This window comes from Emcibacteraceae bacterium (assembly GCA_041396985.1).
In the GTDB taxonomy this organism is placed as follows: domain Bacteria; phylum Pseudomonadota; class Alphaproteobacteria; order Sphingomonadales; family Emcibacteraceae; genus Pseudemcibacter.
Genome location: JAWKXO010000003.1, coordinates 286,445 through 304,851, shown reverse-complemented (window position 1 = coordinate 304,851; position 18,407 = coordinate 286,445). Strand labels below are relative to the sequence as shown.

Annotated in this window: 14 protein-coding genes; 6 read left to right on the top strand and 8 right to left on the bottom strand. The window is 42.5% G+C overall.

Annotation, left to right across the window (positions count from 1 at the left end; genetic code table 11):
- Positions 1–16 precede the first annotated feature (16 nt).
- Genes R3D86_09575 through R3D86_09565 form a run of 3 tightly spaced genes read left to right on the top strand, consistent with a single transcriptional unit; the run spans position 17 to position 2,365 of the window.
- Positions 17–499: a ClpXP protease specificity-enhancing factor SspB gene (locus R3D86_09575; protein MEZ5758456.1), complete on the top strand. Its 483-nt coding sequence runs from the start codon at positions 17–19 to the stop codon at positions 497–499.
- Positions 500–526: 27 nt separating this feature from the next.
- Positions 527–2,137 carry a fumarate hydratase gene (locus R3D86_09570; GenBank protein ID MEZ5758455.1) on the top strand — a complete coding sequence of 537 codons (1,611 nt, stop codon included), beginning with the start codon at positions 527–529 and terminating at the stop codon, positions 2,135–2,137.
- 9 nt (positions 2,138–2,146) lie between these two features.
- Entirely contained in the window at positions 2,147–2,365 is a 219-nt protein-coding gene (locus R3D86_09565) for a ribbon-helix-helix domain-containing protein (GenBank protein MEZ5758454.1), read from the top strand.
- Here R3D86_09565 and R3D86_09560 read toward each other — a convergent pair.
- The gene (locus R3D86_09560; GenBank protein ID MEZ5758453.1) at positions 2,362–6,045 is read right to left on the bottom strand and encodes an AsmA family protein; all 3,684 of its coding nucleotides are present in this window, start codon (positions 6,043–6,045) and stop codon (positions 2,362–2,364) included. The two genes, R3D86_09565 and R3D86_09560, sit on opposite strands and share 4 nt — an antisense overlap.
- A gap of 144 nt (positions 6,046–6,189) precedes the next feature.
- On the opposite strand from R3D86_09560, the gene R3D86_09555 reads away from it, so the two are divergent.
- Together R3D86_09555 and R3D86_09550 are read left to right on the top strand one after the other, a co-directional pair.
- The gene (locus R3D86_09555) at positions 6,190–7,971 is read left to right on the top strand and encodes a chloride channel protein (protein ID MEZ5758452.1); all 1,782 of its coding nucleotides are present in this window, start codon (positions 6,190–6,192) and stop codon (positions 7,969–7,971) included.
- Between the two features lie 60 nt (positions 7,972–8,031).
- Positions 8,032–10,317, top strand: coding sequence for a UvrD-helicase domain-containing protein (locus tag R3D86_09550; protein MEZ5758451.1), 2,286 nt, complete (start codon positions 8,032–8,034; stop codon positions 10,315–10,317).
- Positions 10,318–10,331: 14 nt separating this feature from the next.
- Here R3D86_09550 and R3D86_09545 read toward each other — a convergent pair whose 3' ends face one another.
- From R3D86_09545 to R3D86_09535, 3 genes are read right to left on the bottom strand one after another with little or no spacing between them, the layout of a single operon-like run.
- Positions 10,332–11,108, bottom strand: a complete 777-nt coding sequence (locus R3D86_09545) for a head GIN domain-containing protein (protein MEZ5758450.1) — start codon at positions 11,106–11,108, stop codon at positions 10,332–10,334.
- A 24-nt stretch (positions 11,109–11,132) separates the two neighbouring features.
- The gene (locus R3D86_09540; GenBank protein ID MEZ5758449.1) at positions 11,133–11,915 is read right to left on the bottom strand and encodes a head GIN domain-containing protein; all 783 of its coding nucleotides are present in this window, start codon (positions 11,913–11,915) and stop codon (positions 11,133–11,135) included.
- 38 nt (positions 11,916–11,953) lie between these two features.
- Positions 11,954–12,619, bottom strand: coding sequence for a DUF2807 domain-containing protein (locus R3D86_09535; protein MEZ5758448.1), 666 nt, complete (start codon positions 12,617–12,619; stop codon positions 11,954–11,956).
- Between the two features lie 167 nt (positions 12,620–12,786).
- Between R3D86_09535 and R3D86_09530 the strand changes: the two genes are divergently transcribed.
- Entirely contained in the window at positions 12,787–13,695 is a 909-nt protein-coding gene (locus R3D86_09530) for a 50S ribosomal protein L11 methyltransferase (protein ID MEZ5758447.1), read from the top strand.
- Positions 13,696–13,736: 41 nt separating this feature from the next.
- Here the strand turns inward: R3D86_09530 and R3D86_09525 are convergent, their stop codons facing one another.
- The 4 genes from R3D86_09525 to recN all read right to left on the bottom strand — a co-directional run bounded on the left by R3D86_09525 (position 13,737) and on the right by recN (position 18,396).
- Positions 13,737–13,997, bottom strand: a complete 261-nt coding sequence (locus R3D86_09525) for a hypothetical protein (GenBank protein ID MEZ5758446.1) — start codon at positions 13,995–13,997, stop codon at positions 13,737–13,739.
- A gap of 223 nt (positions 13,998–14,220) precedes the next feature.
- Entirely contained in the window at positions 14,221–14,481 is a 261-nt protein-coding gene (locus R3D86_09520) for a hypothetical protein (GenBank protein MEZ5758445.1), read from the bottom strand.
- 134 nt (positions 14,482–14,615) lie between these two features.
- Positions 14,616–16,703, bottom strand: coding sequence for an NAD-dependent DNA ligase LigA (gene ligA / locus R3D86_09515; GenBank protein MEZ5758444.1), 2,088 nt, complete (start codon positions 16,701–16,703; stop codon positions 14,616–14,618).
- 22 nt (positions 16,704–16,725) lie between these two features.
- The gene (recN, locus tag R3D86_09510) at positions 16,726–18,396 is read right to left on the bottom strand and encodes a DNA repair protein RecN (protein ID MEZ5758443.1); all 1,671 of its coding nucleotides are present in this window, start codon (positions 18,394–18,396) and stop codon (positions 16,726–16,728) included.
- Between the last annotated feature and the right edge of the window lie 11 nt (positions 18,397–18,407).

Below are 18,407 nucleotides of genomic sequence, written 5' to 3'. Positions count from 1 at the left end.
GAGACGTTAAAGCGGAATGACGGATAGTATTATAAAGTATGATGAAATGGTTCAAGCCGCACTGATTGGTGTCGTTCGTGATATTCTTAAGGATACGGCGGAAAATGGCCTGCCCGGGGAGCATCATTTTTATATAACTTTCCAGACAACCCACCCAAATGTCAAAATACCCAAATATTTAAAAGAACGATATGAAGAAGACATGACCATTGTCCTGCAGAATCAGTTCTGGGACCTTTCCATTGACGATGACCATTTTGAAATATCTTTAAGTTTCAACAGAAACAAAGAGCATCTCTCCATTCCATTTGATTCACTTCTTGGCTTTTTTGATCCTAGTGTTGATTTTGGTCTTCATTTCAATACGGACGTTGATTCAAAAGCTGATCTTCCGGAAAAAGCGAGTGAAGATCAGAAAATTGAGATTGTGGAAGAAAAAATAGATATTCCAGCTGAAAAAGACAATATTGTGACTTTGGATGCTTTCCGTAAAAAATAATAAATATTAGCCTTCCGGGACTTTTACATGACATTGCCAAATTATACTGACATGTATGCTCAATCGCCGAGCAACACCGTCTACCGCAAAATTACTTCCGATTATGTTTCAACCATTAATGTTGACGGGAAAGAAATTCTGAAAGTGGATCCCGAAGGGATAAGACTGCTGACTGCAGAGGCAATGAAGGATATTTCCCATCTGCTGAGATCAAGTCATCTGGAAAAACTGGCTGCTATCCTTAAAGATGAAGAAGCCTCAGACAATGACCGTTTTGTTGCGACCGAACTTTTAAAAAATGCCAATATTGCTGCCGGTATGGTGCTTCCCAGCTGTCAGGATACCGGGACAGGTATTGTTATGGGTAAAAAAGGTCAGTATGTCTGGACTGACGGGGATGATGCCGAAACCATCAATCAGGGTGTCATTGATACTTACACCCATACAAACCTGCGTTATTCACAGCTTGCCCCCAAAAGCCTGTTTGAAGAAAAGAACACAAAAACAAATGGCCCGGCCCAGGTTGATCTCTATGCAACGGAAGGTAATGAATATCATTTTCTTTTTGTGGCCAAGGGTGGCGGCAGCGCCAACAAAACCTTTCTATATCAGCAGACCCCGGCAGTATTGCGGGAAGACAAATTGACCGAATTTCTGGATGAAAAAATAAGAACACTTGGTACGGCCGCCTGCCCGCCCTATCATCTGGCGATAGTCATTGGTGGTTTGAGTGCGGAACAAAATCTGAAAACCGTTAAAATGGCCAGCACGCATTATCTGGATAATTTACCAACAGTAGGCGGGGATTTCGGTCAGGCTATCCGCTGCCCTGAAATGGAAGAAAAAGTCCTGAAAATGACCCAGCGCTTTGATATCGGAGCACAGTTTGGGGGAAAATATTTCTGTCATGACGTTCGGGTGATCCGCATGCCTCGTCATGGGGCATCTGTGCCAATCGGCATTGGTGTTTCCTGTTCGGCTGACCGTCAGGCAAAAGGGAAAATTACAAAAGACGGTATTTTTCTTGAGCAGCTAGAACATGATCCGGCGCGCTTCTTGCCGGATGTTGGAAGCGATGACCTCAGCGATAATGTGGTTAAAATTGATCTGAACAGACCAATGTCGGAAGTCTGCAAGGACCTTAGTCAATATCCGGTAAAAACCCGATTATCCCTCACCGGAACAATTGTTGTTGCCCGTGATCTTGCCCATGCCGCTATCCTTAAGAAACTGGAAGACGGTGAACCGATGCCTGATTATCTTAAAAATCATATTGTCTATTATGCCGGCCCGGCCAAAACACCGGAAGGCTATGCTTCCGGTTCATTTGGGCCGACAACAGCCGGACGGATGGACAGCTATGTTGATAAATTTCAGGAGAATGGCGGCAGCATGATTATGCTGGCAAAAGGCAATCGCAGCAAACAGGTAACTGATGCCTGCTCAAAACATGGCGGTTTTTACCTCGGCTCAATCGGCGGTCCGGCGGCAATCCTTGCCAAAAATAACATTACAAAAGTAGAGGTTCTTGATTTTGAAGATTTCGGCATGGAAGCTGTCTGGAAAATCGAGGTTAAGGACTTCCCTGCCTTTATCATAGTTGATGATAAGGGAAATGACTTTTTCAAAATGATTTAGGACTTCAGAATGGCCGATGACGACGAAATTTTAAAAAAACATTCCGTTGTCATTGCCGGCCATCAAACCAGCATCACTCTTGAAAATATTTTCTGGCATCAGCTAAAGTCAATAGCCCGTAATGAAAATAAAAGCCTTAAAACATTAATCACGGAAATTGACAAAGACCGTACAACAAATTTAAGCAGTGCAATCCGTGTTTTTATCCTTAAGAAAATAAAATCCTAATTTTTTGGCGCTGGCTTATTAAACAATCGCTCAAGTAGTTTTGTTCCCAGCTGTTCTACCGTTTCTTTTGGTGCTGGCTCCGCTGGTGCCTCTTTCTTGGCTGTTTCCTCGGTATTGGCCGGGGCGGTCTGTGGAACAACCGCTTCAAGCGGTGTGCTTGTCACTTTATTTTCTGTGCCTGATGGCGTTGTCGTTGTTGTATTCGGCTGTGCTGTTGCCCCAGGCTGAGGTGTCGTCGCCGGCTGTGTGGTGCCGCCCTGCCCGGAAGTCGGTGCACCGAAAAGTCCACCAATCCCCCCGTTGCCTTCAACCATATTCTGCAACAGACTGGCGGCAATTTTCTGTCCGATAAAACTTTCAATCTGTTTGGTATTATAGGCTATTTTCGGATTATTCAGTGCGCCGAGAACACTGATACCGATCGGCGGCGCATCAGGATGATCACTCAAAGACATATCACCTTTGAGATTCATCTGCCACTGGGCAAGATTAACGGCAAGATTAATATCACTATTTGCTCCAAGCATTTTGATATCAAGCGGGGAAAGCTGGATATTTCCATTTTTCATTGTTAGCGCACTTGAGCCTCCATCATACGGCGTTTCACCACCGGAAAGTGAACTACCTAATAGGCTCATTAGCCCGTTTTGAGATGTCAGCCCATTAAGCCGCTTGCTTAATTCGGGAACATTTATCCCTTTAATTACGCCGGGAGAGGCCGTAACGGACCCTGTTCCATTAAGCGATGAGACAAGCTCTTTCTGACTTTTTCCCTTGCCGGAAATTTTCTGACTCATATCGAATGTGCCGCTCACCGGGCGTATACCCGCAAAAGAACTTGTTGCATCAACAATTGTTGCATTTTTAAGCGCCATATCAAGGTTCAGATCGCCAGCACTACTGAAGGTTCCGGCGACCGCCACATCACCACCAAATAATTTTCCAGTAAAATTACTTATCGTAATCACGCCGTTCTTAAGTGTGGCTTCAAATCTTGGATTTCTGAAATCATATTTCTCATAGGTGATACGGTTCGCTGAAATTGAAGCACTTCCATCATATTCTTCAAGGACAGCTAATTGAAGTGGTTCCTCACTCCATTTTCCCCAATCATCTTTTTTCGGCGCGTCCGCTGGTGCCTCCATAAAATCGGTAAGCTGAACATTGTCAAATATAAGATTAAAATCAAAATTTGGTTTTGCTCCAGTAGCAGTGTCTGCGTTCAAACCTTTAATTTCACCGGACCCGGTGATTTTTGTAGGTCCAATATTACCGGCTATATTTTTTAATGAGACGTCGTTATTATTTCCTGTAGCTGTCAGTTTAAGCACAATTGGCCCAAGTTCAGTTTTTGCAGGTTTAAAATCAGCCCCCATCCCCCTGACAAATTCACGGACACTCGGCCCGTTCAGATCAACGGCCATATCAAACGAGCTTACCTGATTTTCTGTTAAATTGGTTCTTCCTTTCAACGTAACTTGACCGCCAGCCACATTTACCGTCCCGTCAATATCCACAAGTTCTGTTGTGCCCTTTACGGATGTTGAAATTGTAAATGGCCGATCATCAGCGGCAGCGGCTTTTGTAACAGGTAAGTCAAACTGGTCAATCAGGCTGGCAAAACTAGGGTTTGAGGCATTAACGGCAAGATCCACACTGCCAATCTCAGGCAACTGTTTAAGGGTAGCACTTCTGACTTCCCCTTTAATATCAGCTTTTGTACTGCCAACAGTGGATTTAATATCCACATTCACTTTTTCAAAATCACCGGTAATGCGCGCATTGACGGCGACTGCGCCAACTTCGGCAATATCAAATGCCGTTTTAAAGCGGAATGCCCGTTGCAGCGTTAATAACGATGATGCCGTGGTATTGAAAGACGTTTCAAAACGCGGGTTGCTTGCAAGGTCACTGCCAATCAATGACCCGTTCAGATTGAACCCTGCATAATCTTCCACTGTAATGGTTTTTGCATTCAGTTGCCCGTTAAACAATTCACCCGAAACATCAAACTTTTTAATTGTTACTCCGCCTGATGTGACATTGGCCATATTGATTTTATAGTTCGCATCAAAGTCCCCCAATATCGCAACCATTTTTTTATAATCCGTCGGCGTGTCATCATCGACTAGGTAATTATCCACATTCAGGTTTTTAACGGCAACGTCAAGCCCCATTGATGGTCTGTCCTGCAGAGCATATGAAATACCGCCGGAAAACTGGAATGTATCAAGGCTGCCATCAATACCATATAGCTGAACAAGTTTTTCTGCCGCCTGTACCGCTCCCTGATAGGAGAACCGTGTCAGGCGACCTTCGGGAATTGATGATGTATCCACTTTCAGCCAGTCCAGAAACGCTCTGAAATTGCCTGAATTCAGATTAATATTTCCGCCGAATAATGGCTTGTTATCAGGCGCAGTGAAGGATCCGTTTAAGGCTATTTCAGAACCACCCGGCATATTCAGACGGGCTTTACTGACTTCTATTTCACCACTCGTTGCCGTAATATCAAGATCCAGCTGGCTGGCAATTTTTTCGTTATACTGCAAGGCACCAAGGCTGAATTTAAAGTTTCCTTCCAGATTATTCATAAATGAATAGTCTGTTTTCTGATCCTGATTTTTAGCCGCCTGAGAGCTGCCTTCTTTCTTTGCGCTGTTCTCAAAGGCAGGTAAAAAACTATCAAGGTTAAAACTGTTGACGGTCAGATTGCCGTCAAAATGCGTATTTTCACCAAAAGTCGCCATTAATTTTCCGGAACCACGGCTTTCGCCCATTTCAAATTCCAGCGATGAAATATTTATGGCGTCACCGCCATAAGCAATTGCACTTTCAAGCGAAATTGGATTGTTATAGATTGGGCCATCCAGATTTGTATTTTCGGGATCAAGTAACGAGACCGCCAGGAAAATATCGCCGATATCATTTGCTTCAATATTTATTTTACCGTCCGCTTGCGGGGCATTTTCATCCGGTAAATATCCGCCTGTGAATTTAAATCGGATATCATTATTTAGAAATCCGCCATTTAAGCTGACTGGAATTTTGCTGCCTTCCCGAATTCTTCCAACCATTAATTCTGCTGAAACGGGCAGGTTTTTATAGCGTGCACTGCCAGAAATTTCAAACGGGCCATTGAGACTGTCCATTGAAACAGAGGCATTTATTGACCTGACAAGCTCCTGACGTCCATTGGAAAAATCCTGATAACTGATCTGGCCATCTTCGATTTGGAACTGCTCAAAACTGAGATCAGTTGTGCTGCCTTTGTCATCGGGGGCATCATTTTCACTTCCAAACTCCCAGTTTCCTTTCCCATTACTGTCAATTTCAATGGCAATAACCGGCTCAATCAGTATGAATTTCTTTACCTGAATTTCCCCGCGTAGTAAGGGGAAAAAAGCGACATTTACATCAACTGATTTCAGAGAAATGAAATTCGTCGCCTGCCCACCTTCAACATTTGAGACACTCACATCCCTTGCCGAAAATGATGGCGACGGCAAAATAGACAGAGACAAATCACCATTAATCATCACCTTCCGGTCACTTAGATCAGAAGCTGTTGTTTCTATTTGGGATTTATATTTATTCCAGTCGATAAAGCTCGGCACCACAAGGGCACTGCCGATCAAAATTACCAATAATATCCCGGCGCCTATGCCTACTTTTTTCATTTTCCTCCGCTTCTACCCCAAAAAAATGATTTCTTGAAACTTATCATGTCTCTGGTAATTATACATAACGTGATAATAGTGGCAATAATAGGTCAATAAAATATGAAAATAATAAATATTTAAAATATTAGGTAAAAAAATCATATGACTAACAACACCGGCAAGCCCAAACAGAGTATTTTTCTTAATCAGAATAAACTGCTGAATTATTTAGGTCGTCATAACAAAATATTTGCCGTTTTATTTGCCATTTTTGTCGGAATGATCGTTGCACTTGCAGCAATTGGTTTTCGGTATCTGATCCAATTTACCCAGTTATTTGCCCTTGGGGACTTTTCTGAAAATATTTATGATTATGTTGATACCTTAAAATGGTGGCATATTTTAATTTCCACCATTTCAGGCGGCATCATAATCAGTTTGATTTATTATATTTTCATGGATGATAAAAAAGCGGCTGCGATTGCAGATGTTATGGAGGCAAACACCTTTCATAACACCAAAATGTCATTGAAAGATGGTATTTTCAGCGCCATTACTGCCGCTATTGCTCTTGGTACAGGGGCAGGCGCTGGACGGGAAGGACCGGTTGTACATTTGGGGGCCACCTTATCTTCCTGGATGTCGGACCGCCTTAATCTTTCCCATAAAATGTGCCGGACACTATTTGGTTGCGGCATTGCTGCTGCGATTTCCGCTTCGTTTAATGCACCCATAGCTGGCGTCTTTTTTGCCCTGGAAGTAGTTCTTGGGCATTATGCCCTACATGCCTTTGCCCCGATTGTTATATCATCGGTAACTGCAGCCATTATTTCACGCATACATTTTGGTGATTTTCCGGCTTTCAACATTCCGGATTATCATATTGCCAGTTTTTTTGAATTTCCTGCTTTTATGATGCTGGGTGCCGTTAGTGCATTTGTTTCCATTATTCTGATTAAATCAATTTTTTTCACTGAGGATTTTGCCAATAAATATTCCTTACCTTACTGGATACGCCCCCCATTGGCTGGGCTTGCCGTGGGTCTGATTGCTATAATCTGTCCTTACATACTGGGGGTCGGCTATGGAACAACCGACGCCGCGCTTAAAAATATCATTCCTTTTGGCCTTCTGTGCTTACTCATTGTTGCCAAAATCGCTGTAACAACAATTTGCATTGCCTTTCGCTACGGGGCCGGAATATTCAGCCCGACCCTGCTTCTTGGCGCACTGATTGGCAGCGCTTTTGGGTTTATCGCATCACAGACATCACCGGAACTTTCCAGTCACAACGGGCTTTACGCTATTGTCGGTATGGGGGCCGTTTCTTCTGCCGTACTTGGCGCCCCCATTTCCACCATTCTGATTATTTTTGAACTGACAGGTGACTACCAAATCACAATGGCATTAATGGTTGCTGTTGTTGTTGCCAATCTCATCACAACCCATTACCTGAACAGCTCATCATTTTTTCACCTTCAGCTTAAAAGAGCCGGCAAAGATATGGAAGGAAGCCGGGCAGCACTTTTAAGCCGGCAAATAATGGTTGAGAAAATCATGAAGCAGGATTTTTCAGTTGTCAGTGAAGATATGGACATAGAAAAAATAAAAGAACTGATCATTAACTTAAAATATAATAATCTTTTTGTTATAAATGAAGACAAACAGATTATTGGGATAATTACCCTTAATGAAATCCGTGACAGCTATCATCTGGATACAGATGCTAAAGACTTAACTGCGAAACAGATTTGTCGCAAACAGCCCTTTTATTTATCTCCTAATGATACTCTGGAACATGCTGTTGAGCTTTTTAAGCAGACCGGAGAAGAAAGAATTGCTGTCCTTTCAAATGATGAGAAAGGCGAAATTATTGGTGTCTTGTCACAACAAAATTTACTACGCGCCTATAACGAAATACTGATTGAGGCCGAACAGGACTGATAAAATAATTTCATTTTATTTTCCTCTGTTTTTTAAATCACAATAGGGTATATATGATCCATGTCTGACCCTTTTGATCTTGATAATCTGTCTGAAACGAAGCCTTCCGAACAGGAGGCAGGAAAAAATATTCCGCCTTTTTACCTGGAAGGGCTTAACCCGCCGCAACTGGAAGCCATTAAACATATTGATGGTCCAATTCTGGTGCTTGCCGGGGCCGGTACAGGAAAAACGAGGGTTCTGACAACCCGTCTGGCACATATCTTGGCCACCGGCAGAGCATTTCCCAATCAGATCCTTGCCGTCACATTCACCAACAAAGCCGCACATGAAATGAAAGAACGCGTCGGTGCCATTATCGGCTCAGCGGTAGAGAATATGTTCTGGCTTGGCACATTTCATTCGATCTGCGTCAAAATTTTAAGGCGTCATGCCGACCTTGTCGGACTAGGAACCAATTTTACAATACTTGACCAGGATGATCAGCTCAGGCTTATAAAACAGCTGGTGAGAGCGGCTGACATTGATGAAAAACGATTCCCACCACGTATGCTCGCCGGCCTGATTGACAGCTGGAAGAATAAAGGGCTTCTTCCCGGGCAGGTTCCAAAAAGTGAAGCTCACTTTTATGCCGATGGCAAAGGCCTTGAGCTTTATGAAAATTATCAAAACCGTCTGAAAGCATTAAATGCAGCTGATTTTGGCGATCTTATCCTGCTTTGCGTAAATTTATTTCAGAAAAATCCTCATATCCTAAACGAATATCAAAGAAGGTTCAGATATATTCTTATTGATGAATATCAGGACACCAATGTCGCCCAGTATCTGTGGTTAAGGCTGCTAGCGATGGGACATAAAAATATCTGCTGCGTGGGTGACGATGATCAGTCAATATACGGATGGCGCGGTGCGGAGGTTGGCAATATCCTCAAATTTGAAAAGGATTTTGAAGGGGCAAAAATTATCCGTCTTGAACAAAATTATCGCTCCACCACCCACATTCTGGGGGCGGCAAGCGGACTGATCAATAGTAACCGTGATCGACTTGGCAAAACATTATGGACAGCTGAAGAAGGCGGCGAGAAAGTAAGTGTCAATGCCGTTTGGGATGGCCGTGCAGAAGCCAGAGCAATCGGTGAAATTGTTGAGGATCTTCAACGTAAAAAGCAGCCTTTAAATGAAATGGCCATACTGGTACGTGCCGGGTTTCAAACCCGTGAATTTGAAGAAAATTTCATCACGCTCGGAATTCCCTATCGGATTATAGGGGGGGTACGCTTTTATGAAAGAGCCGAAATCAGAGATGCGATGGCATACCTGCGCGTATTGCAAAACCCTGACGATGATCTGGCTTTTGAGCGGATCATCAACGTACCCAAAAGAGGAATTGGCGATACAACCATTGCCAAATTACACCGCATAGCCCGTGCTGCCGGAACTTCACTGGTTAAAGCATCGCTTGATATCATTGAAACGGATGAAGTCAGCAAAAAGGCCAGAACTGCACTTACCCAGCTTCTGCAGAATTTTGATCGTTGGAGAAATATTGCAAAGGATGTAAACCATCTTGATATTACCGATACAATACTGGAAGAAAGCGGTTATTATGACAAATGGCGTAATGACAAGTCCCCTGACGCGCCGGGTAAGCTTGAGAATCTTGCAGAACTGATCCGTGGTATGGAGGCCTTCGAAAATCTCGAAGAATTTCTGGAACATATTTCACTGGTTATGGAAAATACCGCTGAAAGCCAGTATGACAGTATCAGCATAATGACATTACATGGCTCAAAAGGACTCGAGTTTGACACCGTATTTCTTCCCGGCTGGGAAGAGGAACTTTTCCCCAGTCGCCGTTCTATCGAAGAACAGGGAGAAAGAGGACTGGAGGAAGAGCGCCGACTTGCCTATGTCGGCATAACACGAGCCAAAAAGAGAGCCTATATTTTTTATGCTGCCACCCGCTATATGTTTGGAAATTATATGACGCCAATCCCGTCACGCTTTATAGAAGAGCTTCCAAAAGAGCATATCGAAAAGCTTGGACAGCAGGGGCTTTCAAATTCAGATCACAAAGATTTCAATTCTTCAGGAAATTTGGGATTTAATTTTGGTGAAGGCCGGGAATTTTACCAGCTTGACCGAAGCCGGGCAAAAAAACGTTTTCCTAACGCGGTAAGCCCACCCAGAAAATCCCCTGCTTCTGAATTTGCCATCGGCGAACGGGTTTTCCATGATAAATTCGGTTATGGACAGGTAACCGAAATAGAAGGCAATAAACTGACGATTGATTTTGAAATGGGGTCTAAACGAAAAGTTATGGATAGTTTTATTAAGTCTGCCTGAAACAAGCCCGGCATTTAACGGATTCTGATTTTACTGTCCCGTTCAGTGCGGTCTTCGATTTTTTTTGGTTTGCCAAATACATCCACCCTGCCGGATCCTTCACCTTTAAAGATAAAGAGATCAGTAGCATATACCCTGCTGTTGCCCGATCCCGTTATATCCATATTAATTTCTTTACAGACAAAATCCTTTGCATCAATATCACCGGAGCCTTCAACATCAATTTTCATGCTCTCGCAAGAGCCCCCGTCAAAGTCAACATTACCGGAGCCATCAACTTCAATATATACCGACTTACTTTTAAACTGATCAAGCTCAATATCACCTGAACCATTTACCTCTATTTCAAGATTTTCACTTTTGCCAGTTGCGTAAATATTGCCGGAACCATTTATATTGAGTGAAATTTCCTTATTATCCAGTCCTACAATCTCTGCATCACCTGAGCTATTGATTTCCATTTCCTCAAGGTCAGGCATTGTGATTTCGATTTTTATGTAACCACCGCTATCCCTGCCAAAAAAACCAAAGCGTGAACGGCCCGATATTTCCAGCTTGTCACCTGACCGATCAAATTCCATACGGTCAATCCGGCGCTGATCACCGGTCATTTTTACCGAAAATTCATTTCCAATTTTAATTTTGAGATCTGCTGAAGTATTTAACTCAATTCTTGAAAAGCCTGAGAAGTCAGCCATTTCAGTCACGTCCCTTGCATTCGCGGCAAAGGGCAACGCAAATGCAAGTACGGATAATACTGAAAGTGAACTAAATTTGAATATTTTATTCATTTACGACTTCTCTTTGGTCAACGGCTAATGAACAACGACTTTACTTCTTCTTTTAGCCTCATTATCAACAACTGTTTTTGGTTTCCCGTATACATCTACTTCACCGGAACCGTGGCTGTCAAAAGTAATTGAGTTACTGGCATAAACTGTACTGTCGCCGGATCCGGACACATCGACATCAACGTCTTTACATTTCAGATCCCTGGCATTTACATCGCCGGAACCATGAATATCAATTTCCATGCTGGTGCAACTGCCACCGTTGAATGATACATCCCCGGAACCATTAATCGAAATTTCCACGGCATTACCATCAACCTGATCCATATTAATATCTCCGGACCCATTGATACCCAGATCCAGTGCTTTGGTTTTACCAGATACCGTCATATCACCTGAACCATTGATTTTCAGCTCAAGCTCATCATTATCAACACCCGTTATCTCGGCGTCACCGGACCCATTGATTTTCATTGATTTGATATCAGGCATCACAATATTAACGACCATTTCCTGATCATTACCAAAATTAAAATGCTCTCTTTTATTTTTAATTTTTAGAGTATCTCCATTCACTTCCAGAACCGTGTTTTCAATACGATCTTCATCGCCGACCATTTCAATGGAAAATCCTTTTCCGATTTTAATATTCACATCTGACGAAGTATTAAGCTGGACTTTGGTAAATCCTTTTAAATCAGATGCCTTCGTAATATTGGCGGCCAGACTTTCTGTGCTTGATGAAGCATAAAACGCAGCCGATAATGCCGCCAATGACACACCCGCTATTTTAACCAGTTTATTCATTTTATTTTCCTCACATAATCCTTAAATATCTTCCCGTTTTAATGAATGGAAATATTGCTAAACCATCCATCACTTTTTGTGACGTCTTTAGGTTTTCCATAAACGTCAATGTTACCCATGCCTTTAATATCGGCACTTACTCTTTCGCTGGCATATACTGAAATATTACCTGCACCTTTAAGATCCACATCCGCTTCCTCACATCTGAGGTCTTCGGCATCAACATTACCCGCGCCCTTAAGATCAACAATGAGCCATTTGCATTTACCTTCGATATTAATATTTCCGGCGCCTTTTAAATCAAACTCGACCTCATCGCTATCAACCCCTTTAATATGGGCATCCACAGCACCGCGAAGATCAAATCCGGTAAATTCAGGCATGCTGATGATCACTTTTGTTGAATCATTGTTTCCCTTGTCCCAGATATGCTTATCATCATCGCGATAAAGGACGAGCTTTTTGCCTCTGACTTTTAGAAGAAGTGTATTAACCAGTTCTTCTTCCCCTTCAACTTCTACAGAAAATTTCTGACCGACGGTAACGTCCAACTGAACCCCAATATTATCAATGCGAATTTGGCTGAAATCTTTCAGATCATGCTTAACTTTAATTTCATCAGCCTGAGCCAACTGAAAAAAAATGATTGATCCAACCATAATGCTGATCAGAAAAGTCGGAAATTTTGAAATAAAGTTTGTCATATTGCTCGTCTCCTATAGATTAGAATTTTATTAGAAAAGCGTTTTACGAACAATGCTGCCATCGGCCTCTCGTCTCAAATTACATGTGTTTCATCGCATTTTTAGCCTTTAGACACAGGAAAATTGGGAAAGGACGAAAATAAATCGAATATGAACAGGTATAATGAATGACTGATAATCTATTAACTGAAGCGGGCAATAGTTGGAAAATAAAATTCACTGCTCCAAAAGAATTATTACCGTCTTTTGAAGAAATAATTTTTGCCGCAAGCTACGATAATTTTCCCTCCATATCCAGCTTTGAAATTGAAGAAGATATAAAAAACGGAATTCTGGAAGCCTATTATCAGGAAAAGCCTGATCTGGAGATTATAAATAAAGCTATAATGGATATGTCCAGAATTCTTAAAATCACTTCTCCTGAAGTATTTCTGGAAGAAATAGAAAATAAAAACTGGGTTGCTGAATCCCAGAAATTGTTAAAACCAATTAATGCCGGGCGATTTTTTCTTTATGGAAGTCACGATAAAGACAACATTCCGAACAATAAAATTGCCATTTGTATTGACGCCGGACAAGCCTTTGGAACCGGAAGCCACGGCACAACAGCGGGCTGCCTGATGGCGATCAGCGATCTTAATGGAATAATAGACCCTGCAAAAATGCTGGACCTGGGATGTGGCAGCGGCGTACTCGCCATCGCCATGGCCAAACAATGGAATGGCCTTATACTGGCAAGTGATATTGATCCGATTGCTACTGACACAGCGAAAGAAAATTTCCTGATTAATAATGTCCCGCAAATTAAGGGTCTCACATGCGATGGATTAAAAGATACAATTCTTGAGAAAAATGGCCCTTATGATCTGATTGTCGCAAACATTCTGGCTGGACCATTAATTGAAATGGCCTCTGATATCATTTCAAATCTTGGAGAAAATTCTTATCTGCTTCTTTCCGGGCTTTTAATAGAACAGCAAGAGGCAGTGCTTAACGCTTATGAAAGCAGAAATATGAAACTTCTGAAAACGTATCCAATTAAAGAATGGCAGACATTGCTTCTACAAAAATCATAAGACCGCTTTGCGGTAGCGCCAGGGCTACCGTCAAACTGTCCTTAAGATGCAGCTCTGACAATCAAATCATTATCATTGCTGGCGACCAGAGCATTTGCAGAATTTGCAGTCACATAACCTTTGTCATTTAAAAGGTCCATAAAGTCATACTCGTAAGCACTCGCTTTTACAAAGTCAGTTATCGGCGCTAGAATATTCTCGATATTATCGAAAATTGACGGTTCATTACGACCTGTTTCGGGGACATAATCATAATCCTTTAACAGGTCCATGAAGCTATAAGTGTCTAGGAATTTAGTCATTGATCTATCCTTAAATATGCTGAATTAATTTTTGGAAATGCTTATCACTTCCATACATCAACTATAATTGTAGACCTGTAACCTGATCAATAGAGGCAGGAACACCCTATCTCAAAATAAATACGGCTTATCGCATTTTGAGGTTTTTATAAGAAAAAATTCATTAAAATTGGGGAAGGAAAGCTTTTGTGGCAGTAAAAATAACTGCCACAAAAGTTCAAAATTAGGACGCAATTTTTTCGATTTTGCTGTTATCGTTTACGTAAGATTTAGTCCAGTTGTCATTCACAGGAACATAACCTTTGTCACCGAGAAGACTCATAAAGTCATAGTCTTCAGTTTTGTTTTTAATCAGGTCAGTAAAATACTCAACAAGTGCTGCGACATTTTCTGGAAATTCGATTACGCTTTTTTCTGCTTCAGGAACATAATTATAATCCTTCAACAGGTCCATGAAGCTGTATGTTTTTAATACGTTTATCATTGATCTATCCTTAAATCTGCTGAATTTAATTCATTAAGGGTGCTCATCACCCTCTTGTCAGAGTGGATATATATATTCGCATATCGAATGAGTAGAAGGATAAAACGACAGCCAGCCATGCAATTTATGCATATCTAAATCATACTTAGCCATTCATCCTCTGAAAGGACAGTTATACCTAGTTCTGTTGCTTTTTTCAGCTTTGACCCGGCACCGGGGCCTGCGACAACAATATCTGTTTTGGCGGATACTGAGCCAGAGACTTTTGCCCCCAGATTTTCTGCTGAAGCCTTTGCTTCCTGTCGGCTTAATTTTTCCAGTTTTCCTGTAAAAACGATAATTTTACCGGCAACATTGACGTTTCCTGTTTCCGGCGGTTGAAAGTCTTCAACCGTAACCAGTTCTAGCAATTCTTTGACAACTTCCATATTTTTCGGCTCAGCAAAAAAATCAATAATAGCGTCAGCAACTTTTTCACCTATGCCATCAATGGCCAAAAGTGAAGCATATGAATCACTGGTTTTATCCTGGGCTTCAATCATATTTCTGATGAAATTGTCAATTGTCAGATAATTCAGACACATAAGTCGTGCATTCTGCTGACCAAGATGTCTTATGCCCAACGAAAATAAAAACCTGTCCATTGATATTGTCCGCCGGGCATTAATAGCCGCCCACAGATTTGAAACTGAGAGCTCACCCCAACCGTCGCGATTCTTTAAAGACGTTAGCGGTTCTGCTTCATCACGTTGCTGCAATCTGAAAATATCAGCCGGGCTTTCAATCATGCCTTCTTTAAAGAAAAACTCGATTTGCTTATTACCCAACCCGTCTATATCAAAGGCATTTCTGGAAACAAAATGCCGAAGCCTTTCAATACGCTGTGCGGGACAAATAAGACCACCGGAACAGCGCCAGACCACATCATCACCTTCACGAACAAGATGACTGCCGCAGGACGGACATTGATCTGGAAAGACAATGTCAGGATTTTTCTCACTCGTTTCAGCCACGCCAATAATTTGTGGAATAACATCCCCCGCTCTTTGCACAATAACACGATCACCCAAATGAATATTAAGCCTCTTGATCTCATCAGCATTATGCAATGTGGCATTTGAAACCACTACACCACCCACTGTAATAGGCTCAAGTCGCGCAACTGGCGTAATCGCACCTGTTCTGCCAACCTGGAAATCAACATCGCGTAAGATTGTCTGCGCTTTTTCGGCAGGGAATTTATGCGCGATCGCCCAACGTGGCGCACGCGCCACCATCCCAAGCCGATCCTGATAATCAAGACGGTTGACCTTATAAACCACTCCATCAATATCATAGGAAAGTGAACTTCTTATTTCCCCTATATACTGATAATGCTTGATAAGTTCCTCAATATTGGAACTGACAAAAATCATTTCGTTGGTCGTAAAACCCCACTGCCTGAAATGGTCCATGACTTCTGATTGTGTCCGGCCAAGCCTACCACTGGTTTCTCCCCAGCTATAAGCAAAGAATTTTAAAGCGCGTGATCTGGTGATACTGCTATCCAGTTGACGAAGCGAGCCGGCGGCAGCATTTCTTGGGTTGGCAAAATGCTGCTTTCCAGCGGCAATCTGTCTTTCGTTAAGGGCCAAAAAGTCTTCTTTGGCCATATAAACTTCTCCGCGTACTTCCAGAATGTCCGGCCAGGCGGTTCCCTGGAGCTTAAGTGGGATCTGATCAATCGTCTTAAGATTTTCCGTTATATCTTCACCTGTTTTACCGTCACCACGAGTCAGACCCTGAACAAAAACACCCTTCTCATATCTGAGTGATGCCGACAAACCATCAATTTTTGGTTCAGCAAGGAATTCAACGTCTTCGCTTTCCGGAATGTTTAGAAACCGTTTTACACGAGAGGTAAAATCAAACACATCTTCACTGCTAAAGGCATTGTCGAGAGACAGCATCGGCTTACGATGGTCTACTTTTTTAAATCCGCTTGTCGGCAGCACCCCAACCGAATTATTAGGGCTGTCATCACGGATCAGGTCCGGAAATTTCATTTCAATTTCATTATTACGAATTCTCAGAAAATCATATTCCGCATCGGATATTTCGGGATTATCCTTATCATGATAAAGTTTATCATGGCGTTTGATCAATGCAGCCAGTCGCTCGAGTTCACTTGCTGCCTGAACCGGATCCAGTTCCTCCACTGCTATTTTGCTTATATCGTTCATCTATAACGTCTCATCAGCACTGTCACCAATTTAACAGATTATCTGCCGCGGCCCTAGATTCATTTGTAACATGCGCTCCCGAGAGCATTCGGGCAATTTCCTCGCGCCTGTGATCTTTTTCTATCAGGGTTACAGTGGTGGCTACATTCTCGCCATCTTCCGATATCCCCTTATTAATAAGCCAGTGGCTGTTCCCTCGTGATGCAACCTGTGGTGAGTGAGTAATCACCATAATTTGTGCCTTCGTCGCCAAGTCCGCCAGTCTTTCCCCCACGGCATTGGCCACGGCACCACCAACCCCCTGATCAATTTCATCAAAAATCAATGTTGCGACACTTGTTTTACGGGCAAGAACCACTTTCAGGGCCAGTATAAATCTGGAAAGTTCCCCACCAGAGGCAATTTTGATCAAACCGCCAAAAGGAGCACCAGGATTTGTAGAAACTCTGAAATCTACACGTTCCCCACCATCAGCGTTCCAGCTTTCCCGCTCAAGCGGTTCAAGAAAGGTTTTAAATTTTGCCTTGTCCATTTTCAGTGCTGGCAATTCCCTGTTAACCTGATCATCTAGTATAGCCCCAGTCTTCTGTCTTGCTGCTGAGAGCTTTATAACATTTTCTTCAAATTTTGCTTTTGCCTCTGTGACTTCGCTTTTTAATCTTTGAACTTCACGATCACTGTATTCGAGACTTTCAAGTTTTTCTTCAAAATCCTTTTTTAACTGGACCAGACTGTCAGGCTGGCAATGATGTTTGCGTGCGATACCTCTTAGCGCAAATAGACGTTCTTCCACATTTTCAAGATCATATGGATTAAATTCCAGCTCCCGCATAATTCTTTCAAGTTCGGAAATGGCCTCTGTTGTTTCATTGGCCGCACGATCCAGACTTGCAGAAACTGGGTCAAGTAATCCCGGCGCCTGGGCAGACATTCGCTCTATTTTCCTGATCGTCGCCCGTAATACGGTATCAACACCTTTATCACTAAGGAGTTTTTCCAGAAGTTCCCCTAACCCTTCAGATAATGTTTCCCCCTGCATCATTTTTGTTCTCTCAGTGGACAGCTTTTCCTCTTCACCCGCAACCGGATTTAACTGCTCAAGCTCTTCAAGGTTATGACGAATATAGTCTTCGTCTTTTTGCGCGTTTTCAAGTTTTTCTACTTCTGTCGCCAGCAATTCCTGCAAATTCGTCAAAGTGCGGTAATTTTTTCGAACATCAAGCAGCAGTGAACCATAATTTCCAAAATCATCCAGAAGCTCACGATGACCTGATGGATTGAGCAAGCCACGTTCATCATGCTGTCCATGAATTTCAATAAGACTTTCGCCTACTTCCCGAAGCAGGCCCACACTCACAGACTGATCGTTAATAAAGGCCCGGCTACGTCCATCATTCATTATTATGCGACGCAATATAATTTGTCCGGGCTCATAATCCAGCCCCTGTTCTTTCAGAATTGTCCACACCTTATGATCATCTGCGACATTCAGATCAATGCTTACGCTCCCCTGATCCTTAGCATTTCTGATCAGTTCTCGCCCACCACGTGCACCAATTGCCAGCCCGATGCCGGAAAGAAGAATTGATTTACCAGCCCCGGTCTCGCCGCTTAAAACACATAGACCGTCTTCAAAATTCATTTGAAGGCGGTCTATTAGAACGATATCTTTGATCGTAAGCGAAACAATCATGAGATACTGAT

What these genes read in the sequence shown, in the direction of transcription:
- R3D86_09565 (MEZ5758454.1), top strand. Translation starts at nt 2,147, where the DNA reads ATGGCCGATGACGACGAAATTTTAAAAAAACATTCCGTTGTCATTGCC.
- R3D86_09575 (MEZ5758456.1), top strand. Translation starts at nt 17, where the DNA reads ATGACGGATAGTATTATAAAGTATGATGAAATGGTTCAAGCCGCACTG.
- R3D86_09530 (MEZ5758447.1), top strand. Translation starts at nt 12,787, where the DNA reads ATGACTGATAATCTATTAACTGAAGCGGGCAATAGTTGGAAAATAAAA.
- R3D86_09520 (MEZ5758445.1), bottom strand. Translation starts at nt 14,481, where the DNA reads ATGATAAACGTATTAAAAACATACAGCTTCATGGACCTGTTGAAGGAT.
- R3D86_09570 (MEZ5758455.1), top strand. Translation starts at nt 527, where the DNA reads ATGACATTGCCAAATTATACTGACATGTATGCTCAATCGCCGAGCAAC.
- R3D86_09525 (MEZ5758446.1), bottom strand. Translation starts at nt 13,997, where the DNA reads ATGACTAAATTCCTAGACACTTATAGCTTCATGGACCTGTTAAAGGAT.
- R3D86_09535 (MEZ5758448.1), bottom strand. Translation starts at nt 12,619, where the DNA reads ATGACAAACTTTATTTCAAAATTTCCGACTTTTCTGATCAGCATTATG.
- ligA (MEZ5758444.1), bottom strand. Translation starts at nt 16,703, where the DNA reads ATGAACGATATAAGCAAAATAGCAGTGGAGGAACTGGATCCGGTTCAG.
- R3D86_09550 (MEZ5758451.1), top strand. Translation starts at nt 8,032, where the DNA reads ATGTCTGACCCTTTTGATCTTGATAATCTGTCTGAAACGAAGCCTTCC.
- R3D86_09560 (MEZ5758453.1), bottom strand. Translation starts at nt 6,045, where the DNA reads ATGAAAAAAGTAGGCATAGGCGCCGGGATATTATTGGTAATTTTGATC.
- R3D86_09545 (MEZ5758450.1), bottom strand. Translation starts at nt 11,108, where the DNA reads ATGAATAAAATATTCAAATTTAGTTCACTTTCAGTATTATCCGTACTT.
- R3D86_09540 (MEZ5758449.1), bottom strand. Translation starts at nt 11,915, where the DNA reads ATGAATAAACTGGTTAAAATAGCGGGTGTGTCATTGGCGGCATTATCG.
- R3D86_09555 (MEZ5758452.1), top strand. Translation starts at nt 6,190, where the DNA reads ATGACTAACAACACCGGCAAGCCCAAACAGAGTATTTTTCTTAATCAG.
- recN (MEZ5758443.1), bottom strand. Translation starts at nt 18,396, where the DNA reads ATGATTGTTTCGCTTACGATCAAAGATATCGTTCTAATAGACCGCCTT.